This is a genomic window from Amycolatopsis albidoflavus (genome assembly GCF_039525725.1).
Classification (GTDB): domain Bacteria; phylum Actinomycetota; class Actinomycetes; order Mycobacteriales; family Pseudonocardiaceae; genus Amycolatopsis; species Amycolatopsis albidoflava.
On the sequence record NZ_BAAAHV010000012.1, the window covers coordinates 1,076,319 to 1,093,826 of the forward strand.

Genomic DNA, 17,508 nt, shown 5'->3' on the forward strand with positions numbered 1-17,508 from the left:
CTTCCAGGTAACGGAATCAGGCGGCCGGGGCGGGTTCGGCGTCCGCGGTGGCACTCCTGCCGACCCCGCGGACCAGGCCGAGCTTCCCGGCGGCCACGTACAGAACGAAAGCGACGACGAGCGAGTTGATGCTGGGCAGACCCCAGTCCACGAATTCGCCGAACAGCGCGGCGGCGATCCAGACGACGATCGTCGCGGGCACCCACACCGGAGCGTCGGTGGGCACCGCGCCCCGCGCCCTTGCCTCCTCCAGCGTGCCGCGCCACTGCTTCACCACGAAGTATTCGGCCACCATGATCCCGGCGATGGGCGGGAAGGCGACCCCGAGCACGGTGAGGAAATCGGTGAACTTCGAGAGGATCCCGGCCGCGGCGAGCACGCTGCCCACCACGCCGAGCACAGCGGTGACCAGGCCGCGGTGCGCCCGTTTCCCGGACACGGTGCCGATGAAGTTCACGACGCCGAGCCCGGACGAGTACAGGTTCCAGTCGTTGATCTTCATCGTGCCCGCGATGACGATCAGCAGCCCGACCCAGCCGACCGACGACGTGACGATCGTGGTGATCTGCGCCGTGCCGACCGCGTGCGCGAGCAGCACGCCGGCCAGGCCGATCACGTACTCGCCGAGCGTGACGCCGACGAGCGTCTGCTTGACGACGTCGCCGGTGGTGCGGTTGAACCGGGTCATGTCCGGCGTGATCACCGCGCCGACGATGAACCCGCCCGCGACCAGCGTCGTGCCCTGCAGCAGGCTCAACTGCGGACCCGGCGGCGCCGAAGCCACGAGCGCGCCGAGGTCGTGCCGGGTCAGTTCGGAGACCACCGACCAGCCGACCAGGATCAGGAACGCGGGCACCATCAGGTAAGCCGTCCACGCCATCGAGTGGAAGCCGCGCACCACGATCGCGGTCACCACCAGGCCGAACACGAGCGCCCAGCCCCATTCCGGCAGGCCGCCGACCAGCGCGGCGAGGCCCTGCGCGGACACCGCGGACTGGATGCCGAACCAGCCGATCAGGCTGATCCCGATGGCCAGCCCGATGAGCGCGGAGCCGCCTCGGCCGAAGCCGGTCCAGCGCGCGATCATCGAGGTGGTCAGGCCCTCGCGGACGCCGATCACGCCGACGAGGATCGTGATCAGTTCGAGGATGACCGAGCCGAGCGTGAACGCCAGCACGGCGTTCCCGAAGCTCATCCCGAAGCCGATCGTGGCGCCGAGCAGGAACTGCGACAGTGCGGAAACCTGGCCGAACCGCTGCACAGCGACCGACCACCACGAGTAACGGGCGGAATCGGGCACCCTGGTCAGCGCGTAATCGTCGACACCGACAGCCGAGGCCATGGCGACCTCCTCATCCTGGAGGGGAACGGTTCCCAGCACCGTAAGCAGCAGCTCCGGCGAGGTCACCGTGCGATCCGCACAGTCCGGCCAGCCCGGCTGTGCAGATCGCATTCCTAGCCGACCAAGGCGTGGACAGCCTCGTACGAGAACGCCGCCGCGCCGACCCCCGCCGCGATGCTGACGACGACATTGGCCGCCGCGGCGAAGTACGACTGGCGCTCGACCAGCCGGACGGTTTCGTAGCTGAAGGTGCTGTAGGTCGTCAGCGCGCCGCAGAATCCGGTGCCGAGCAGCGAGTAGACCGCCGCGGGCAGCGCGGTCCCGGCGCCGGCGAGGCCGCCGAGCAGGACGCAGCCGACGAGATTGACGGTGAACGTCCCCCACGGGAACAGGCTCTGGTGCCGGGACTGGACGGCCCGGTCGGTCAGGTACCGCATCGGCGCTCCGACCGCGGCGCCGAGGAAAACGAGGAGGACGGTCATCGGACAGCCACCTCCGCCGGGACGAGTTTGCGGGTGATCGCGTGTCCCAGCAGGACGGCGAGCAGCGCGGCGGCGAGCGTTCCGCCGAGGTAGCCGAAGGCGAGCGGCACGGTGTCCGGTTGGAGCAGGTTGCGCGCTTCGACCGCGTAGGTGGAGAACGTGGTGAAGCCGCCGAGGATGCCGACGCCGAGGAACGGCCGCACCAGCCGGTGCGCCGACCACGTCTCGGTGACCAGCACCATCAGCACGCCGATGAGGAAACAGCCGGCGACGTTCGTCCAGAACGTCGCCCACGGGAAGCCGCCGGTCGCGGCGGGAAGGGCCTGCGCGAGGCCGTAGCGGGCCAGCGCGCCGAGCCCGCCGCCGAGCGCGATCACGCCGAGCACCGACACGTGGTGCCGGACGAGTTCGCGTTGCTGCACTGGATCCCGGAGATCGACGTCAGGGTCGAGAGGTTCTTCAGGCACAGTCTTCTCCTACTCCACGGACACACGGCTCGCCGTTCGAGTAGGGACTGTTGGCGGTCTCGACCGCGGTTGTCCGGGAGATTCCCGGAGCGGCGAGCCCCACCGCCGCGCGTACGCGAGCCTACCTGATCAGTTCCCCGCCTCCCGCAACGCGGTCAGCGCCGGACCGAACATAGTGGACTTGATCGCGGCGAGCGTGCCGCGGTCCTTGCCCGCCAGCGGCGCGACTCGTTCGGCTGCCGCCGTTGGCAGGTCTTCCAGCGCGGCGGTCGCGTCGACCAGGCCGAGCGCTTTCGCCTGCGGACCGCCGAAGCGGCTCCCGGTGGTCATCGACGCGACGGCGGCGGCCGGGGTGAGCTTCGCCTGGACGAGCGCGGCCATGCCCGGGGTGAACGGGAGGTTGATGTCGGCTTCGGGAAAACAGAAGTAACCGCGGTCCTCGCGCATGATGCGGAAATCGTGCGCCATCGCGAGCATCGCGCCGCCGCCGAAGGCGTGCCCGTTGACCGCGGCGATCGTCGGGACCGGCAGCGCGAGCACACGGGCGAGGAGTTCGTGGATGCTCGTGACGTACTTGCCCGCTTCTTCGGGATGGCTGGTGAACCAGTCGAGGTCGAGGCCGTTGGAGTAGTACTTGCCGCTGCCGATGGTGACGAGCGCGGCGGGTTCCTTGCCCGCGGTGACGGTGTCGAGGTGAGTGTGGACTTCTTCCAGCCACGTTGGGGCGAAACGGTTTTCGTCGGAGCCGAAGTCGAGCACGTGGACGGCGCCGGCGGTGGTGAGGGTGGGCATTTCAGTCCTTTCTGGACTTTTTCGGTGGTTCCAGGGCGAGGATGGCGCGGACCGCCGCGGCCAGCCGTGCGCGACTGTCTGCGCTGGCAGGTCCGGTGGCGAGTTCGCGGCGGAGCAGGGCGGTCGGAAGGTCCACTACGCAGGCGGTGATGACCTCGACGGCCTGGCCGTCGCCTCGGTCCCAGAGTTGACGGGCGAGGCGGACGAGGAGGCGGACCAGGCGTTTGTCCAAGGCGTGCAAGGCTTCCGCTACGTCGTCGGGCAGCTGCGGACCCAGTACGCGCTTCGACGGGACGGCGATCATCATCCGCGCGGCGTCCGGACGCGCGTCGGCTACTACGGCGGAGGTGTCGGCGGCCGCGACTACCGCTTCGATCGGGTCGGGCGCTTCGTCGACCAGCCGCTCTTGTTCGTCGAGGAAGAAGGTGGCGGCGCGCAGCCAGGTCCGGCCGATCAGGGCGGGGAGGTTGGTGAAGGCGTGGTAGATCGTGCTGTTCGGGACGCCTGCTTCTTGCGCCAGCCGCCGGACGGTGAGCGCTTCGGGGCCGGAGTCGGCGATGAGGCGCTCGGCGACGTCGAGGATCAGCTCGGGGTCATGGATCCGGGGGCGGGGCATGTCGGCGATAGTAATGGAGCACGTGCTCCATTACTAGGGCGGGGTGATGTGCGACTCGGGGTCGCCTGCTCGCCGGCCGAGCATCGCCGCGGACGAGTGTTCGCCACCGGAATCCTTGTCCAGTGCCGAGGAAGCACCCGCGCGCGTCCCGAACGACCCCGGCCGTTCGCCGGGCAGGGCGCGATTTCCCGCCGCGCTCACGGGACCCGAACCGCCTTTTCCGCCGCCGCCCGCGCCTCGCCGGGCACGTGCGGGACGGGGTTCAGTCCGCGATGTACAGGCAATCCCGCCCGTCGCGGGCGGTGGCGTCCTGGTCGTCCAGCCAGCGGCCGCCGTCGGCCAGGTAGCGGAAGCGGAGCCGGGCGCCCGGCGGGACCTCCACCGCGGCCGAGCGCGTGCCGTTCGAGCGTTTGCGGAGTTCGTGGCGGCCGGGCTGCCAGTCGTTGAAGTCGCCGACCACGCTCACCGGGCCGGGCGGGGTGTCGAGCGGGAGCACGAACGTCACCCGCCGGGCCTGCGAGCCGCTGCTCCGGCTGGTCTTGATCACGGCGTTTCCCTTTCCGGTTCCGGCGAATCGGTCTTTCTGAATCGTTTCACGACCGCCGCCGGAAACCCGGACGCGACGAATGCCGCGTCCGGGTGAACCCGGGGTCAGGTGGTGGAAACGTCGTCCAGCTGCTCGGCCGCCGGGCGGACCGGGAACAGGTCGCCGCCGGGCGGGGCCGGGATGCGGCCGACCGCGGCCCGGGCCTTCCAGTCGCCGGCGTCAGCGGCGGCGTGCACGCTGTCGAGGGCGGCGTACTGGATGAAATGGATGTCCGGCAACGGCCACGGCGCGGCGCCGGTGGCCGCCGGGAGCAGGTGGTCGACGGCGGCGAAAATGCTGCCGCCGTCGGGGTTCCGGTACGACCACAGGTCGACGCCCAGGTGCTTGCCCAGCTGCGCGAGGCGAGTCAGGGCGACCAGGTTGAACGTGTGGTAGTGGTAGGTCCGGGTGCGGGTCGACTCCTCGGGCTGGCCGCCGTCCGCGGCGATCTGGTGGTCGATCCGGGCTTTGCCGGAGTCGCGGACGATCTGCCGGGCGAGGTCGCGCTGGCCGACGTAGCTCGCGGTCGCCGCGGTGAGCAGGTCGTAAAAGGTGCCGTGGTTGTTGGTCGCCTTGGCCTCGTCGGTGCCGTTCTTGCTGGTGCGCAACCAGGTCAGGAAGTCCGACGACCAGCCGCGGAACGCTTTGCCGTCCGCCTTCGTCCAGCCTGGCGCGCCCGCTTCGAGGATCCGGGCGGCGTCGAGGACCTGGGTGAAGGTGTAGGAGAACTCGATGATGCCGATCCCCCGCCCGTCGGTCTTGCACGGGATGCCCTGCGCGAAGTTCAGGTTCGGGTTCATTTTCGTTGCCGCGTCGAGGAACCACGTGCGCAGGTCGAGCGCGGCGCGCTGGGCGTACTCGGCCTTGCCGGTGTAGTACCAGGCGAGCGAAAGCTGGTAGATCGAGTTGAACGCGACGAGCCGCTCGGCCTTGTCCGGCACGTTCTTCATCTCGGGATTGACCTGGCCGTCGCGGTCGACGTACGGGCAGCCCTGCGGATTCTCCGGCGTTTTCGGCTGGCTGGGCCAGTAGTACGGGGCGAGGCTCAGGTAGTCGTGCTTGTCGCCGCTCGGCGGGACGCGTTCCTTGTCGACGACCGTCCACGGCCCCTTGGTCAGCGCGTCGTCGGCCTGCTTCAGGAGGTTGGCCAGCGAGGTGCGCAGCGTCGGGTTCCCGGCCATCAGGCCGATCTTGTTGCCTGCCAGGTGCAGGCCGTCGAGCACCACCGGGTCCGGCACGCAGACGAACGAACACGACCTCGGCGCGGGCGCGGCGGTCGCCGCTCCGGCGGTGGTCGCGAGCAGCCCCGCGACCGTCGCGAGAACCGCCGCGAGACGACGCGGACGGGTAGACCGGAAAGGAGGCAGCACCGCAACTCCGTTCAAGGATATGAATACTCCACAGATATGTGAACTGAGATTGAATAGCCGAACGATCGGGGCCGCGTCAAGGGGATGTCAGGCGGAGAGGCCGCGCCGGACCGGGTTCCGGAGGGTGCCGATGCCCTCGATCATGATGGTGACCTCGTCGTCTGCCTCGAGAGTGACGTCCGGGCCGGGGACGGCTGATGTACCGGTGGCCAGGACGGCTCCGCGCGGGAAAACGTCGCCGCGGTAGAGCCACGACACCAGATCCGCGAGCCTGCGATGGAGCCGCGAGGTGGACGTCTCCCCCGCCCAATGCCGTGCTCCGGCTCGGTGGATCTCGACGGTGATGCCAAGCGCGTATGGGTCCGGGATGTCTTGCGCGGGCACGATCCACGGCCCGGCCGCGCACGAGCCGCGGTACATCTTGGCCTGCGGCAGGTACAGCGGGTTCTCGCCTTCGATGCTGCGCGAACTGACGTCGTTGACGATCGTGTAGCCAACGATCTCCGCGTTCGCGTTGCACACCAACGCTAATTCGGGTTCCGGAACGTCCCAAGTGGAATCTTCCCGGACGCCGATCAACTCGCCCGGACCACGTAGGCGATGTCCGACGCTCTTGAAGAACAGTTCCGGACGCTCCGCCTCGTAAACCCGCGCGTAGACGTCGGCGTCGCCGCTCTCCTCCATCCGCGCCTCGCGCGACACCTCGTAGGTGACTCCGGCGGCCCACACTTCGGTGTCGTCGTCGACCGGCGCTCGCAGCTCTCCTGGTTTTCCCGGCTTCAGCTCGACCGCCAATGCTTCGGCGAAGTCTTCGGCGGACAGGGCCAGCAGGGAGCCGAGCGTGGTGCCGATCGGGAGCGTGCCGGTGGCTTCGCCGTCGGTGACCTGCCAGCCCGCGGCGGTCTTCACCAGGCGGCGCATCAGTGCGAGTCCCTCGGCACGGCGGAACCGCGGGTGCCGTGCAGGAAATCGAAGTCCGCGCCTAGGTGCGCCTGGGTGACGTGCTCGCGGTAGAGCCAGGTGTAGCCGCTGCGGTACGGGCTTTCCGGCGGGACCCACGCCGCGCGGCGGGCAGCGAGTTCGTCGTCAGGCACGTGCAGGGTCAGCTCGCGCGCCGGGGTGTCGAGCGTGATCCGGTCGCCGGTGCGGACGAGCGCGAGCGGGCCGCCGACCGCCGATTCCGGGCTCACGTGCAGCACGACCGTGCCGTAGCCGGTGCCGGACATCCGGCCGTCGCAGATCCGGACCACGTCGGTGATCCCCTGCTCGATCAGCTTTTTCGGGACCGGGACATTCGCCACCTCCGGCATGCCTGGGTAGCCCTTCGGGCCCGCGCCGCGGATCACGAGGATCGTGTCCGGGGCGACCGGCAATTGTGGATCATCGGCGACACGGTGGTAGTCCTCCGCGGTGTCGAAGACGAGCGCCGGGCCGGTGTGCGTGAGCAGTTCCGGCGACGCGGCGGATTGCTTGATCACCGCGCCTTCCGGGGCGAGATTTCCGGTGAGCACAGCGGTTCCGGTGCCGGGCGGCTGGAACGGCGCCTCAACCGTGGTGATGACGTCGTCATTCCAGCACTGCGCCGTTTCCCGGGGCTTGCCGCTGACCGTGCGGACGTCGGCGCGCAGGAGTCCAGCTTCGGTGAGCCTGCTGAGCACTACGGGTATTCCTCCTGCGTAACAGAAATCCTCCATGAGGAACCGGCCGGACGGCATCAGGTTCACCAACGTGGGGACCGCTCGGCCGAGTTCGTCGAAGTCGCTCATCGTGAGCGGGACTCCGACGCGCCCGGCCAGCGCGAGCAGGTGCACGATCGCGTTGGTGGACCCGCCGATCGCCGCGTTGACGCGGATCGCGTTCTCGAATGCCGCACGGGTCAGGATTTCCGACGGCCGCAGGTCTTCCTTCACCATCGCGACGATGCGCTGCCCGGCTGATTGCGCGGTCTCGAAGCGCCGAGCGTCGACCGCGGGCCAGGTCGCCGACCCGGGCAACTGCATGCCGAGCGCTTCGGCGAGACAAGCCATCGTCGAGGCGGTGCCCATGGTCATGCAGTGGCCGTTCGAACGGGCCATGCAGCCTTCGGCGAAGAAGCACTCCTCCTCGGTCATCCGGCCGGCCTTGAGTTCTTCCTCGAACTTCCAGACGTGCGTGCCCGAGCCGACGTCGCCGCCGCGGAACTTGCCGTTGAGCATCGGGCCGCCGGTGACCATCACCGCGGGCAGGTCGACGCTCGCCGCGCCCATCAGCATCGCCGGGGTCGTCTTGTCGCAGCCGGAGAGGAGGACGACGCCGTCGAGCGGGTTGGCGCGGATCAGCTCCTCGACCTCCATCGCCATCAGATTGCGGTAGAGCATCGCGGTGGGCCGCATGAGCGTCTCGCCGGTCGCCATCGTGGGGAACGCGAGCGGGAAGCCGCCCGCCTGCCAAACGCCGCGCTTGACCGCCTCGGCCACGCGATCGAGGTGGACGTTGCACGGGGCGAGCTCGGAAGCGCTCACCGCGATCCCGATCACCGGACGGCCGTCGAACACCTCCGGGCCGAAGCCCTGGGACCGCATCCACGACCGGTGGATCATCCCCGCCCGGCCGGACGCCCCGAACCACGCCGCACTGCGCACTCGCCGGCTCCCTTCGCTGGAGCCTCCCTCGATACCCGATCGGGGGGATCCTGGCAATCGACTGAGAATTCCGGTGAACCGGACACTTCGCGGGCGTGCCGGGCGTTGGAGGGGGTGAGAGATGTCGCCGGACAACGCGAGGTGTGCGATGAGCCTGATCGGGACCCTGGTCGGGTACGTCCTGACCGTGTTCATCGTGGTGCTGATAGCGCGGATGGTGCTGGACTGGACCCGCGTGGTCGCGACCGGCCCCGCGTGGCTCGGCCAGGCGCGCCGCATCACCCACCGGGCGACCGAACCGGTGATCGCTCCCGTGCGCCGGGTACTGCCGCCGATCCGGGCCGGCGGGATCGGCATCGACCTGGCATTCACGGTGGTTTTCGTGGCGGCGTTGGTGGTGCGGTCTGTGGCGTTCGCGTTGTGAGGCTTGGGGTCGGGGTTGTCAGCGGCGCGGTCGGGTCGTTCGCGACCCGGCCCGGTCGTTTGCAGTGCGGTCGGGTCGTTCGCGGCCCGGCCCGGCCCGGTCGTTTCGCGGCCCCGCCCGGTCGTTCGCGGCCCCGCCCGGTCGTTCGCGGACCCGCCGAGTCATTCGCGGCCCGGTCGAGTTGCGAGCGGCCCCGCCGAGTCGTTCGCAGCCCGGTCGGTTGTTAGCGGTTTGCTCGGGTTGTGAGCAATGCGGTCGTGTCCTTAGCCGCGCAGTCGGGTTGCGACTAGTGCGGCCGGGTTACGAGCGGTGCGCTCCGGTTTTTGGCAGTGCGCTTGGGTTGTGAGGAGCGCGTTCGCGTAGTGAGCAATGCGCTCGAGTCCTGAGCCTCGCGGTTGGGTTGCGGCTAGTGCGATCAGGGTGAGAGCAGCACGCTCGGACTGCTCCCGGTGCGCTCGGATTGCGAGCGGTGCGAGCCGGGTTGTGCGAGCGGCGCGGTCGCGTTGTAGGCAGTGCGCTCGTGTCTTGAGCGCCGCGCGCCTCGGTTGCTAGGAGCGCGTTCGGATTGCGAGTGGTTCGTGCGGGGGTCGACCAGTGCGTTCAGGCTGCGAGCAGTGCGGTCGCGTTTTGAGCCGCCCGCCTGCGTTCCGAGGAGCGCGCTCGGGTTCAGAGGAGCGCTTGCGCTCGCGTGGTAAGGAGCACGGTCGGGTTGTGAGAAGTGCGGTCCCGGCCTGAGGAACGCGTCCGCGCTGTGAGCCATCCGCTCGTGTCCCGAGGAATGCGCTCGTATTCTGAGCAGCGCGCGGTGCCGTGAGGCCCGGCGAATAACTCCCGGGTCCGCCGCAATGTCCACAGTGGAGTGACGCGGGTGCTCCTGCGGCAATCAGCAGCACCCGCGCCCAGGCGACGGCCCCAGTCAGGCCGCGGCGAACGGCTCTGCGGTGATCCCGTCAGCGGTCACCCCGGACTGGTTCCGGGGCCGTGCCGAGGGGTTGACCGCCAGCTTCCCGGTGCCCGTCTCCCCCGGCCGCGTGCTCCGGATCAGCGGGAGTCGAGCCGGATTTCGCCGGCGCTGGAGTTGACCTCGATGCGGTGAGCGCCGGTCGGCCGGTCCGGGAGGGTGCCGCTTCGTTCGCCGACCGCGGTCTTCGCCGACACCGCGTAGTCCGTGCCCGGAACGGTGAGGGAAACAGCGCCTACGTCGGTCCTGATGGTGGCGTCGGCTGCCGCACTCAGGGTGATGTCTACTTCGCCGACGGAGGTCACGGCCTTGACTGGCCCGGCGGAGTCCTGAACGGCGACCCGGCCCGCGGACATCGTCAGGTCCAGCGAGCCGACCTTGGCCGCCTCGAATTCGCCGGCTCCCATCTTCCCGGTCACCGCGACGCGGTCGGGCAAGGTGACCGTGTAGGAGACGACGCACTGGGTTCCGCAGGTTCCGTCGAGTTCGAGCGTCGGGCCGGTCAAGCGATGCCAGACGCCCTCCGGCTTTGCCCCCTGGTAATGGATCTCGCGCTCGACAGTGATCGAGTCACGGGCGCCGCCGGAGCGCAGTCGCACGTATCCGGCGGGGCTGTCGATCTTGATCGCCGTCGGCGAACCGGTGAGCGTCGACGTGTCCTTCACGGTGTTCTGCCAAACCCCGACGGTGGTGCCGTCAGGCCCGTCCTGCTGCACGGGGAGCTGGCACGCCGAGACGCTCGCCGCCAGGACACCAGCCGCGACCAACCGACCACTTCGCACGTTTCTCGTCCTCTTCTCTTCGAGCCGGACTTTCACGTTATGGCCGTGATCAGCTTTCGGGCATCAGGGATGACCCGGACCTGGACCAGGGTTTCCGCTGGAATGCCGAATTCCCGGACGGTCGTCGCGGTGCCTGCAACGGAACGCGTCTCAGGTTGTTCCCTCGTCGAATGCAGGGTTGTTCAGGCCGGAGGAACGGCGCGGTCGGGGTGCTGAGCGTCAGGGCTTTCCGGCGGTGACCGGGGCAGGTTCGTCGTCGGGGCGGCGGCGGGCGGTCCAGCGGTCGTAGCCGCGCAGGAGGAAGCGATGGGCGGGGCGTTCGACCAAGCGGGTGAGGGCCCAGCCCAAGAGGACACCGGTGGTGATCATGCCCGCGGTTTGCAGCAGCGGGTCGAGGCCGAGGCCGGACAGCCAGTGCAGCACGAGGTAGCCGATGGCCTGGTGGATCAGGAAGACGCCGTAGGAGACGCCGGCGAACCAGGTGATCGCGCGCTGGGCGAACGGCGGAAGGAAGCGGTTCCAGTCCGGGCCTGCCGCGGCCAGCGAGATCAGCGCGATGCCGATCGCGATGCCGATCGTCGAGCCCCATTCGACGTGGATTCCGGTGGGGGTGACGGTCGCGCCGTGCAGGGCGTGCGCGGTCACGCAGAGGACTTCCAGCAGCGCGAACTCCGTCGTGGACACGCGTTTCGTCGTCCAGAGCCGGACCGCGATGCCGGCGACGAAGAGGTGCCAGCGGTGGAAGCCGAAGCCGTCGACGATGACGCGGTACCACTCGGGCGGGCCGGCGATGCGCAGCGGCCATTGCGCGAGCGGGACCAGCAGAGCGGTCCACATGACGACGCGGAACCTGCGGCCGTGGCCCCAACTGCTCCGGAAGAGCAGCGCGGCGACAGTGAACGCCATGAGCTGGAGGGGAATCGTCCAGTGGGAGCCGTCGAGGAAGGGGTGCTCGGCGGGTTTCCAGTTCCAGAGCATCAGGAGGTTGCCGGCGAGGTCGCCGAACCGCGGACTGAACCAGCCGGGCGGCGAGAGGTACCGCAGCGCGAAGTAGATCACCACGACGGCCGCGAGAAACGGCGGCAGCAACCGCGCGATCCGGCCCCACCAGTACCGCCCGAGCGACCCGCGCCCGATCGTGACGGCGGCGAAGTACGCGGAAATCACGAGCAGCAGGCTCGCCCCGACCTGGTGCGGAAACACGAACCGCCGCGGCCCCAGTTCGGGGTGCACGACGACGCTCATGAAGGTCGCGTGGTACAGCAGCACCAGCACGACGCACCCACCGCGCACGAGGTCCCAGCTGATCCGCCGGTTCCCCGAAGACACGCTCACCGGACGGAACGAGGACACGCGCGCCACCGTAACTGGTGAGGTTCACGAGGCGGGGAGCGACCCTGGGGCGTGTTGGGCGGGGCATTTCCGGTACAGGGGCTCGGGTTCGCGGTGCGAGGGCGGGGTTGTTCCGGGGAAATCTGTGGTGGCGGAGGGGTTTCCGGCTGGAGCGGCTGACGGGGCGGGCTGTCGCTGGGTGATGCGGGGTTCCGGTGAGTGAGAGGTTTTGGGTTGCGGGCAAGCAGGATTCACCCGTTGGATGTGACGGACAAATGCTTGCTTGGTTCGGTGGACAGTGTCGGCGGGATGGCGGGGCGGAAGTGTCGGCGGCAGGGCGGCAGGGCGGCAGGGCGGCAGGGCGGCAGGGCGGCAGGGCGGCAGGGCGGCAGGGCGGCAGGGCGGCAGGGCGGCAGGGAATGATCCGCCTTGCGGCTGAATCGGTCTTGTGGGTGGTCTTGGTCTGGCCGCGTTGCGGGGCTGCGGGGAGGTTGCGGGGCACCGGTATCGGGTGGGTTGCCGGGCGCGGCACCTTGGGGCGGCCCACGAGTCGCGGGCACCGTCGGCCGGAAGCCGCTGCGGTCAGAGTGTGGCCGCAGCGAGCGAGTGTGCGGACGCCGTCAACCCAAGCCGCCTTGCGGCGGATCTCGGCGGGCGGGCTCGGGCAGCGTCCGCCCGGCCGATCGCCGACGTCCTCAGCGACGCCTCGGCAGGCTCGGCAGGCTCGGACAGCCGAACCAGGGTCCGGCGCGCCGTGCCCACCAGCTCGACCGGGCGGGTCCGGCCTTCGGATGCCGGTCGAGCCGCGCTGTCGGGTTGTCCTGGCCCGCCCGGCTCGAGCCCTCGGCAACCAACCCGGCTTATCCGACCCGCCCGGCTCCCGGCTCCCGGCGTCCCCGCGGCCTCGTCCGCGGGGAACCCGCGCCGCCATTCCTGCCGCTGGGCAGAGCGGCGAACGGCCTCACGCCCCAGGCTTGAAAGCGACCTCCTCCGTCACCACCGTGCCCGCAGTCCGGCCGGGAGCGGACTGGTGGGTCCAGTACAGGTTCGTGTGCGCGATGACCTGCGCCGGCGACGGCGCGCCCCACTCCGTGTGGTCGTCCGTCGTATGAGCGTCGCTCACCAAGGTCGCGTCGTAGCCTCGGGCGAAGGCTCCATGGAGGGTGGAGCGGATGCAGGCGTCCGTTTGGGCTCCGCTTACCACCAGGTGACCGACCTTCAGGTCGGCGAGGACTGATTCCAGGTTGGTGTCTTCGAAGGAGTCACCGTAGGACTTCTCGATCAGGGGTTCGGCGGGCGAGGGCGTCAACTCCGGGACCAGCGCCCATTCGGTGCTGCCTTTCTCCAGGCCCTCGTCGGAGTGCTGGACCCACACGACGGGGACCTCAGCCGTGCGGGCTTTGGCCACCAGGGCGGCCACGTTCGCGACGACGGCGTCGCGTTCGTGCGCGTCTGCGACGACGCCGTTTTGTACGTCGACGACGAGCAATGCGGTGTTCGGGCGGTTGTCGAGCGTGGTCATCGGATAGTCCCTCCAGTCAGGTACCGCTCACGCTAGCGCCGACCACCGACAAAAAGTGTCAGTCCGGGCGGAGGGCGTCGTGCGGGGAGGACGGGCCGAGCTCGGTTTCGAAGCTGGTCAGCAGGCGGGACAAGAGGACATTCAGCTCGGACAGGCCGTCCGCGTCCAGGGCCGACGTGAAGAGGGCCTGTTCACGGTCGGTGCGTTTCTTCGTGGCGGCGGCCCAGCGGGCGCGGCCTTTGCGGGTCAGGCGGATCGGGCGGCTTCGGCCGTCCGAACCCGCGGCGACGCGTTCTACCAGGCCCGCTCGTTCCAGGCGGTCGATGCGAACGGTGACGGTTCCGGAGGTGACGCCAAGGCGGTCGCCCAGCTCTTTCGGCGTCAGCACCGCGGCGCGGCCGGATCGGTGCAAAGCCGACAGCGCTTGCCAATCCCCCGTGCTGAAGCCGTACTCCTCCGCGACGCCGCGCAGCACCTGCTCGAACTGCCTCGACAGCCTGCCGATCCGCTGCCGGGCCGCCTCGACCTGCGGATCCACGCCGTCCGGCATCACGGCCAGCCATTCGGGCAGGCCCGCCCCCACTGAGTCCAACTGGACACTCCCTCGAAGCTCAAGGTAGTTTGGTTTGAGTATCAAGGTATCTGGTCCTGGGGAGGTCCGCATGTCCGGTCGCGTCTGGTTCATCACGGGAGCGAGCAGCGGGTTCGGCCGCGTGCTCGCGGAAGCTGTGCTGGCACGCGGGGAAAAGGTCGTGGCCACGGCGCGCGACACAACGGCGCTCGACGGGTTGAAGACGTTCACCGCCCGGCTGGATGTCACGGATCCGGCGTCCGTGGAAGCGGCGGTGAGCGCGGCGATCAGCGAGTACGGGCGGATTGACGTGCTGGTCAACAACGCGGGGCACGGGTTGGTCGGCGCGCTTGAGGAACTGACCGACGCGCAGGCGCGGCAGGTGCTCGAGACCAACGTTTTCGGCGTCCTGAACGTCACGCGCGCGGTGCTGCCGCATCTGCGGGCGCAGCGCAGCGGGCACATCGTGCAGTTGTCGTCGGTGGGCGGGGTGATCGGAAACCCGGGGCACGCGTTGTACGCGACGTCGAAGTTCGCCCTGGAGGGCATGTCCGAGGCGCTCGCCGGAGAGGTCGCGCCGCTCGGGATCCGGGTGAGCCTGGTGGAACCGGGGCCGTTCCGGACGGACTTCGCCGGGCGGTCGATGACGTTTTCCGAGCCCATCGAGGACTACCGCGACACTCCGGCGGGCGTTATGCGCCAACGGTTTTCCGCGCAGGACGGCGCGCAGCCCAACGATCCAGCGAAGGCTGTCGAGGCCATTCTCAAACTGGTCGACACGCCGGACGCGCCGCTACGGCTGCCGCTCGGGCCTGAGGCCGTGCACCGGATCCGGGCGAAGCTGGAGCAGCAGCTCGCGGATCTCGCGGCGTGGGAGGAAGTTTCGCTGGACACGCGTTATCCGGACGACTGAACTCAGCCGTCCGGATAACCCGGCAGGTCAGCCCACGGGGCCTTCGGCGGGCACGACGGTGACGTTCTGCTGCTGACCGGTCTGGTCGACGACGGTCACGGTCATCTTGTCGCCCGGGTGGTGCTGGTCCATCAGGGTGGTCAGCGTGGTGGGCGAGTCGACTGCTTTGCCGTCCACCGCGGTGATCACGTCGCCGGCGGCCAGTCCTGCCTTCGCGGCCGCGCCGTCGGGGACTACCTGCTGGATCGCCGCGCCTGAGCCGGATCCGCCCTGCTGTTGCTGTTGCTGCTGTCCGGCATCGCTGACGGTCACGCCCAGGAACGCGCTCTTTCCAATGTGGACAGTGTCCGAACCGGTGCCGCCGACGATCTGGTGTGCGATGGAGATCGCCTGGTTGATCGGGATCGCGTAGCCCTCGTTCCCGCTGGACCCCTGCGAACCATTGCCCTGCGAACCCTGCGAGTCGCCTGGGGAGTTGCCCTGCGAGCCGCTGCCGGGGAAGCCGTTGCCGAGTCCGCCGTGGCTGCGCCGCCCGCCGCCGCCGTTGAACTGGTACCCGGCCGATGCCGCGGTGTCCACGCCGATGACCTGGCCCTGCGCGTTCACGAGCGGGCCGCCGGAATCGCCGGACTGGATGTTCGCGTCGACCTGGATCAGGTCCTTCAGCTGCTCGGACGAGCTGTTCGATTCGTCGGACGCGGTGATCGATTGGTTCAGTGCGGTCACCCGGCCTCCGGCGGGAATCGGCGCTCCCCCGGCGCCGCCGGCGTTGCCGAGACCGACGACCGCGTCGCCGACCTTGACCGAGGACGAATCGCCGAGCGCCTCCGTCGCCAGCCCGGACGCGTCGTTCAGTTTGAGCACCGCGACGTCGTGGCTGCGGTCGTAGCCGAGCACGGACGCAGTGTACGTCTGGCCGTTGCCGATGTCGGTGACCTTGATGCTGGTCGCGCCCTCGACGACGTGGTTGTTCGTGAGCACCTCGCCGTCGGCGGTGAGCACGATGCCCGTGCCCGCCGCGGCCGCGCCCTGGTAGCCGAGCTCGGTGTTGATGTTGACGATGCCCGCGCTGACCTTCTTCGCGATCGCCTGCGGGTCGATGGCCGTGTTCGACGGGTTGGTCTGGTTGCCGATCGAGCCGAAGTTCTGGTTCCCGGAAACACCCGGCGGCGCGGACGGAGTCCACACGAAGTGCCCGACCCCGAGCCCGACGGCGACCGACAACGCGATCGCGCCGACCGTGACGGCCGCGGTCCGCAACGGGTGGCTGGCCCGCTGCGGCCGGTGATACGGCGTGGCGAACTGCTGCGTCGGGTGCGGCTGACCGGCGTACTGGCCGCCGGGCTGCGCGCCGTACGCGCCGGGCGGCGGGTTCCAGGCCTGCTGCTGTCCCCAGCCTTGCTGATACGGCTGACCCGCTCCGGGCGAATAGGGATGCGCCTGTCCGCCGTAGCCGGGCTGTCCCTGGTCCTGCCCGCCTCGCTCCTGCTCGTTCATGGTCCGCTCCCGCGTCTCGTGACCCTCCGCCAGCTCAGCAAACACCCGGTACCTGAGATTTTCCTTGCCGTGGTCCGTGCGGAAGCTGTGTACCCGCCCAGCGGCGCCCCGAGGCACGGAAAACCCCGCCCGGCACAGAGTGGGCTGCGCCGGACGGGGCCGCGGAGACCGCGTTCTCCGCGCCGCCGGGATTCCGGCGGCGAGGGTGGTCAGCTCACGTGCACGTAGTCGACCACCAACTGCTGCGGGAACTGGGTGTTGCCGTCCGGGTCTCCCGGCCAGTCGCCGCCCACCGCGAGGTTCAAGATGAGATAGAACGGGTGGTCGTACACCCATTTCTTGCCGTTCAGGTCCGCCGGGGTGCGGGTCTGGTAGGCCTGCCCGTCGACCAGCCAGACGATCTTGTTCGGCGACCAGTCGACCGCGTAGGTGTGGAAATCGTCGGAGAAGTTCGGGCCGTTGAACGCCGCGCCGATACCGCCCGCGCCCGAGTAGCCGGGGCCGTGGATGGTGCCGTGCACGGTATTCGGCTCCTTGCCGATGTTCTCCATCACGTCGATCTCGCCGTCGTCCGGCCACTGCCCGCCGCCGAGCATCCAGAACGCGGGCCACATTCCTTGCCCGCGCGGCAGCTTCATCCGCACTTCCAGGTGCCCGTACGCCTGGCTGAACTTGCCCGCGGTGTTGAGCCGCGCCGAGGTGTACTGGCAGGCGCCGTACCAGCAGTTGTTGCCGGAGTTCTCTTTCTTGGCAGTGATCACGAGGTGGCCTTGGCCGTCGAGCGCGCCGTTCGCCGCGCCGGAGGTGTACCACTGCCGTTCGTGGTTGTTGCCGTTGTTGTCGCCGGTTTCGTAGCTCCACTTGCCCCCGTCGGCGGGCGCGCCCGCCGGGCCGTCGAAGTCGTCGGAGAACCCGGCGGCCGGAGCGGCGGCGGGGGCGGCGTTCCCCGCGGGCGTCAGCGCGACCGCACTGGCGACGGCGAGCGCCGCGGGAATCGCGAGCCGCCGCCAGCGGGAGGAGGTGTGCGTGGACGTCATCGTCATCCCTCAATCACTCGAGGGGCGGCCTGGCGGCGCCACCCCGGGTTTGTTGTGGATGGCAACAAAGTATGCCCACCAGTGTCTTCACCGGCAAGACGTTCCGTGGGTCATTTTCCGACCAGGGCTGAGGAAAGGCGCTCCGGAAGCATTTCCGGGCAAGGCCGGAGGACCGGACGGGCAAGCGGTCCGG

Annotated in this window: 17 protein-coding genes and 1 pseudogene; 2 read left to right on the forward strand and 16 right to left on the reverse strand. The window is 69.5% G+C overall.

The genetic code is table 11. The annotated features are described in order from the left end of the window. Positions 1-16: 16 nt before the first annotated feature. From ABD156_RS23230 to ABD156_RS23275, 10 genes are all read right to left on the reverse strand, one after another. On the reverse strand, positions 17-1,342 hold the full coding sequence (locus ABD156_RS23230; protein WP_344277313.1) for a purine-cytosine permease family protein: 1,326 nt from the start codon (positions 1,340-1,342) through the stop codon (positions 17-19). Positions 1,343-1,455: 113 nt separating this feature from the next. Then, complete coding sequence (crcB, locus tag ABD156_RS23235; RefSeq protein ID WP_344277316.1) at positions 1,456-1,824, reverse strand: fluoride efflux transporter CrcB; 369 nt, start codon at positions 1,822-1,824, stop codon at positions 1,456-1,458. Next, on the reverse strand, positions 1,821-2,291 hold the full coding sequence (locus ABD156_RS23240) for a fluoride efflux transporter FluC (protein ID WP_344277319.1): 471 nt from the start codon (positions 2,289-2,291) through the stop codon (positions 1,821-1,823). The genes crcB and ABD156_RS23240 overlap by 4 nt, the downstream gene beginning before the upstream one ends. A gap of 129 nt (positions 2,292-2,420) precedes the next feature. Further along, complete coding sequence (locus ABD156_RS23245) at positions 2,421-3,083, reverse strand: enoyl-CoA hydratase/isomerase family protein (protein WP_344277322.1); 663 nt, start codon at positions 3,081-3,083, stop codon at positions 2,421-2,423. A gap of 1 nt (position 3,084) precedes the next feature. Next, positions 3,085-3,699 (reverse strand): TetR/AcrR family transcriptional regulator, encoded by a 615-nt coding sequence (locus ABD156_RS23250; RefSeq protein ID WP_344277325.1) that lies wholly within the window; start codon positions 3,697-3,699, stop codon positions 3,085-3,087. Between the two features lie 33 nt (positions 3,700-3,732). After that, complete coding sequence (locus ABD156_RS23255) at positions 3,733-3,900, reverse strand: hypothetical protein (RefSeq protein WP_344277328.1); 168 nt, start codon at positions 3,898-3,900, stop codon at positions 3,733-3,735. A 61-nt stretch (positions 3,901-3,961) separates the two neighbouring features. Next, a complete protein-coding gene (locus tag ABD156_RS23260; protein WP_344277331.1) occupies positions 3,962-4,246 on the reverse strand; it encodes an isoamylase early set domain-containing protein in 285 nt (94 codons plus the stop codon). 104 nt (positions 4,247-4,350) lie between these two features. Further along, complete coding sequence (locus ABD156_RS23265; protein ID WP_344277334.1) at positions 4,351-5,655, reverse strand: alginate lyase family protein; 1,305 nt, start codon at positions 5,653-5,655, stop codon at positions 4,351-4,353. A gap of 87 nt (positions 5,656-5,742) precedes the next feature. Then, the gene (locus ABD156_RS23270; protein WP_344277337.1) at positions 5,743-6,576 is read right to left on the reverse strand and encodes a fumarylacetoacetate hydrolase family protein; all 834 of its coding nucleotides are present in this window, start codon (positions 6,574-6,576) and stop codon (positions 5,743-5,745) included. Then, entirely contained in the window at positions 6,576-8,276 is a 1,701-nt protein-coding gene (locus ABD156_RS23275) for an IlvD/Edd family dehydratase (RefSeq protein WP_344277340.1), read from the reverse strand. Before ABD156_RS23275 ends, ABD156_RS23270 begins: the two co-directional genes overlap by 1 nt. A gap of 148 nt (positions 8,277-8,424) precedes the next feature. Between ABD156_RS23275 and ABD156_RS23280 the strand changes: the two genes are divergently transcribed. Further along, positions 8,425-8,700 carry a YggT family protein gene (locus ABD156_RS23280; protein WP_344277343.1) on the forward strand — a complete coding sequence of 92 codons (276 nt, stop codon included), beginning with the start codon at positions 8,425-8,427 and terminating at the stop codon, positions 8,698-8,700. 1,041 nt (positions 8,701-9,741) lie between these two features. Here ABD156_RS23280 and ABD156_RS23285 read toward each other — a convergent pair. The 4 genes from ABD156_RS23285 to ABD156_RS23300 all read right to left on the reverse strand — a co-directional run bounded on the left by ABD156_RS23285 (position 9,742) and on the right by ABD156_RS23300 (position 13,880). Then, complete coding sequence (locus ABD156_RS23285) at positions 9,742-10,443, reverse strand: DUF4097 family beta strand repeat-containing protein (protein ID WP_344277346.1); 702 nt, start codon at positions 10,441-10,443, stop codon at positions 9,742-9,744. A gap of 219 nt (positions 10,444-10,662) precedes the next feature. Beyond that, positions 10,663-11,796, reverse strand: a complete 1,134-nt coding sequence (locus ABD156_RS23290; RefSeq protein ID WP_344277348.1) for an acyltransferase family protein — start codon at positions 11,794-11,796, stop codon at positions 10,663-10,665. Positions 11,797-12,736: 940 nt separating this feature from the next. Next, positions 12,737-13,297 (reverse strand): isochorismatase family protein, encoded by a 561-nt coding sequence (locus tag ABD156_RS23295; protein ID WP_344277351.1) that lies wholly within the window; start codon positions 13,295-13,297, stop codon positions 12,737-12,739. Positions 13,298-13,355: 58 nt separating this feature from the next. Beyond that, entirely contained in the window at positions 13,356-13,880 is a 525-nt protein-coding gene (locus ABD156_RS23300; protein ID WP_344277633.1) for a MarR family winged helix-turn-helix transcriptional regulator, read from the reverse strand. Positions 13,881-13,959: 79 nt separating this feature from the next. On the opposite strand from ABD156_RS23300, the gene ABD156_RS23305 reads away from it, so the two are divergent. Then, complete coding sequence (locus ABD156_RS23305; protein ID WP_344277354.1) at positions 13,960-14,781, forward strand: oxidoreductase; 822 nt, start codon at positions 13,960-13,962, stop codon at positions 14,779-14,781. A 27-nt stretch (positions 14,782-14,808) separates the two neighbouring features. Here ABD156_RS23305 and ABD156_RS23310 read toward each other — a convergent pair whose 3' ends face one another. Then, entirely contained in the window at positions 14,809-16,278 is a 1,470-nt protein-coding gene (locus ABD156_RS23310) for a S1C family serine protease (protein ID WP_344277356.1), read from the reverse strand. Positions 16,279-16,490: 212 nt separating this feature from the next. Continuing rightward, positions 16,491-17,315, reverse strand: a pseudogene (locus ABD156_RS23315) (glycoside hydrolase family 16 protein); the annotation flags it as partial. Between the last annotated feature and the right edge of the window lie 193 nt (positions 17,316-17,508).

Coding starts and splice junctions, on each gene's coding strand:
- ABD156_RS23305 (WP_344277354.1), top strand. CDS start 13,960: ATGTCCGGTCGCGTCTGGTTCATCACGGGAGCGAGCAGCGGGTTCGGC.
- ABD156_RS23245 (WP_344277322.1), bottom strand. CDS start 3,083: ATGCCCACCCTCACCACCGCCGGCGCCGTCCACGTGCTCGACTTCGGC.
- crcB (WP_344277316.1), bottom strand. CDS start 1,824: ATGACCGTCCTCCTCGTTTTCCTCGGCGCCGCGGTCGGAGCGCCGATG.
- ABD156_RS23270 (WP_344277337.1), bottom strand. CDS start 6,576: ATGCGCCGCCTGGTGAAGACCGCCGCGGGCTGGCAGGTCACCGACGGC.
- ABD156_RS23230 (WP_344277313.1), bottom strand. CDS start 1,342: ATGGCCTCGGCTGTCGGTGTCGACGATTACGCGCTGACCAGGGTGCCC.
- ABD156_RS23280 (WP_344277343.1), top strand. CDS start 8,425: ATGAGCCTGATCGGGACCCTGGTCGGGTACGTCCTGACCGTGTTCATC.
- ABD156_RS23295 (WP_344277351.1), bottom strand. CDS start 13,297: ATGACCACGCTCGACAACCGCCCGAACACCGCATTGCTCGTCGTCGAC.
- ABD156_RS23310 (WP_344277356.1), bottom strand. CDS start 16,278: ATGAACGAGCAGGAGCGAGGCGGGCAGGACCAGGGACAGCCCGGCTAC.
- ABD156_RS23250 (WP_344277325.1), bottom strand. CDS start 3,699: ATGCCCCGCCCCCGGATCCATGACCCCGAGCTGATCCTCGACGTCGCC.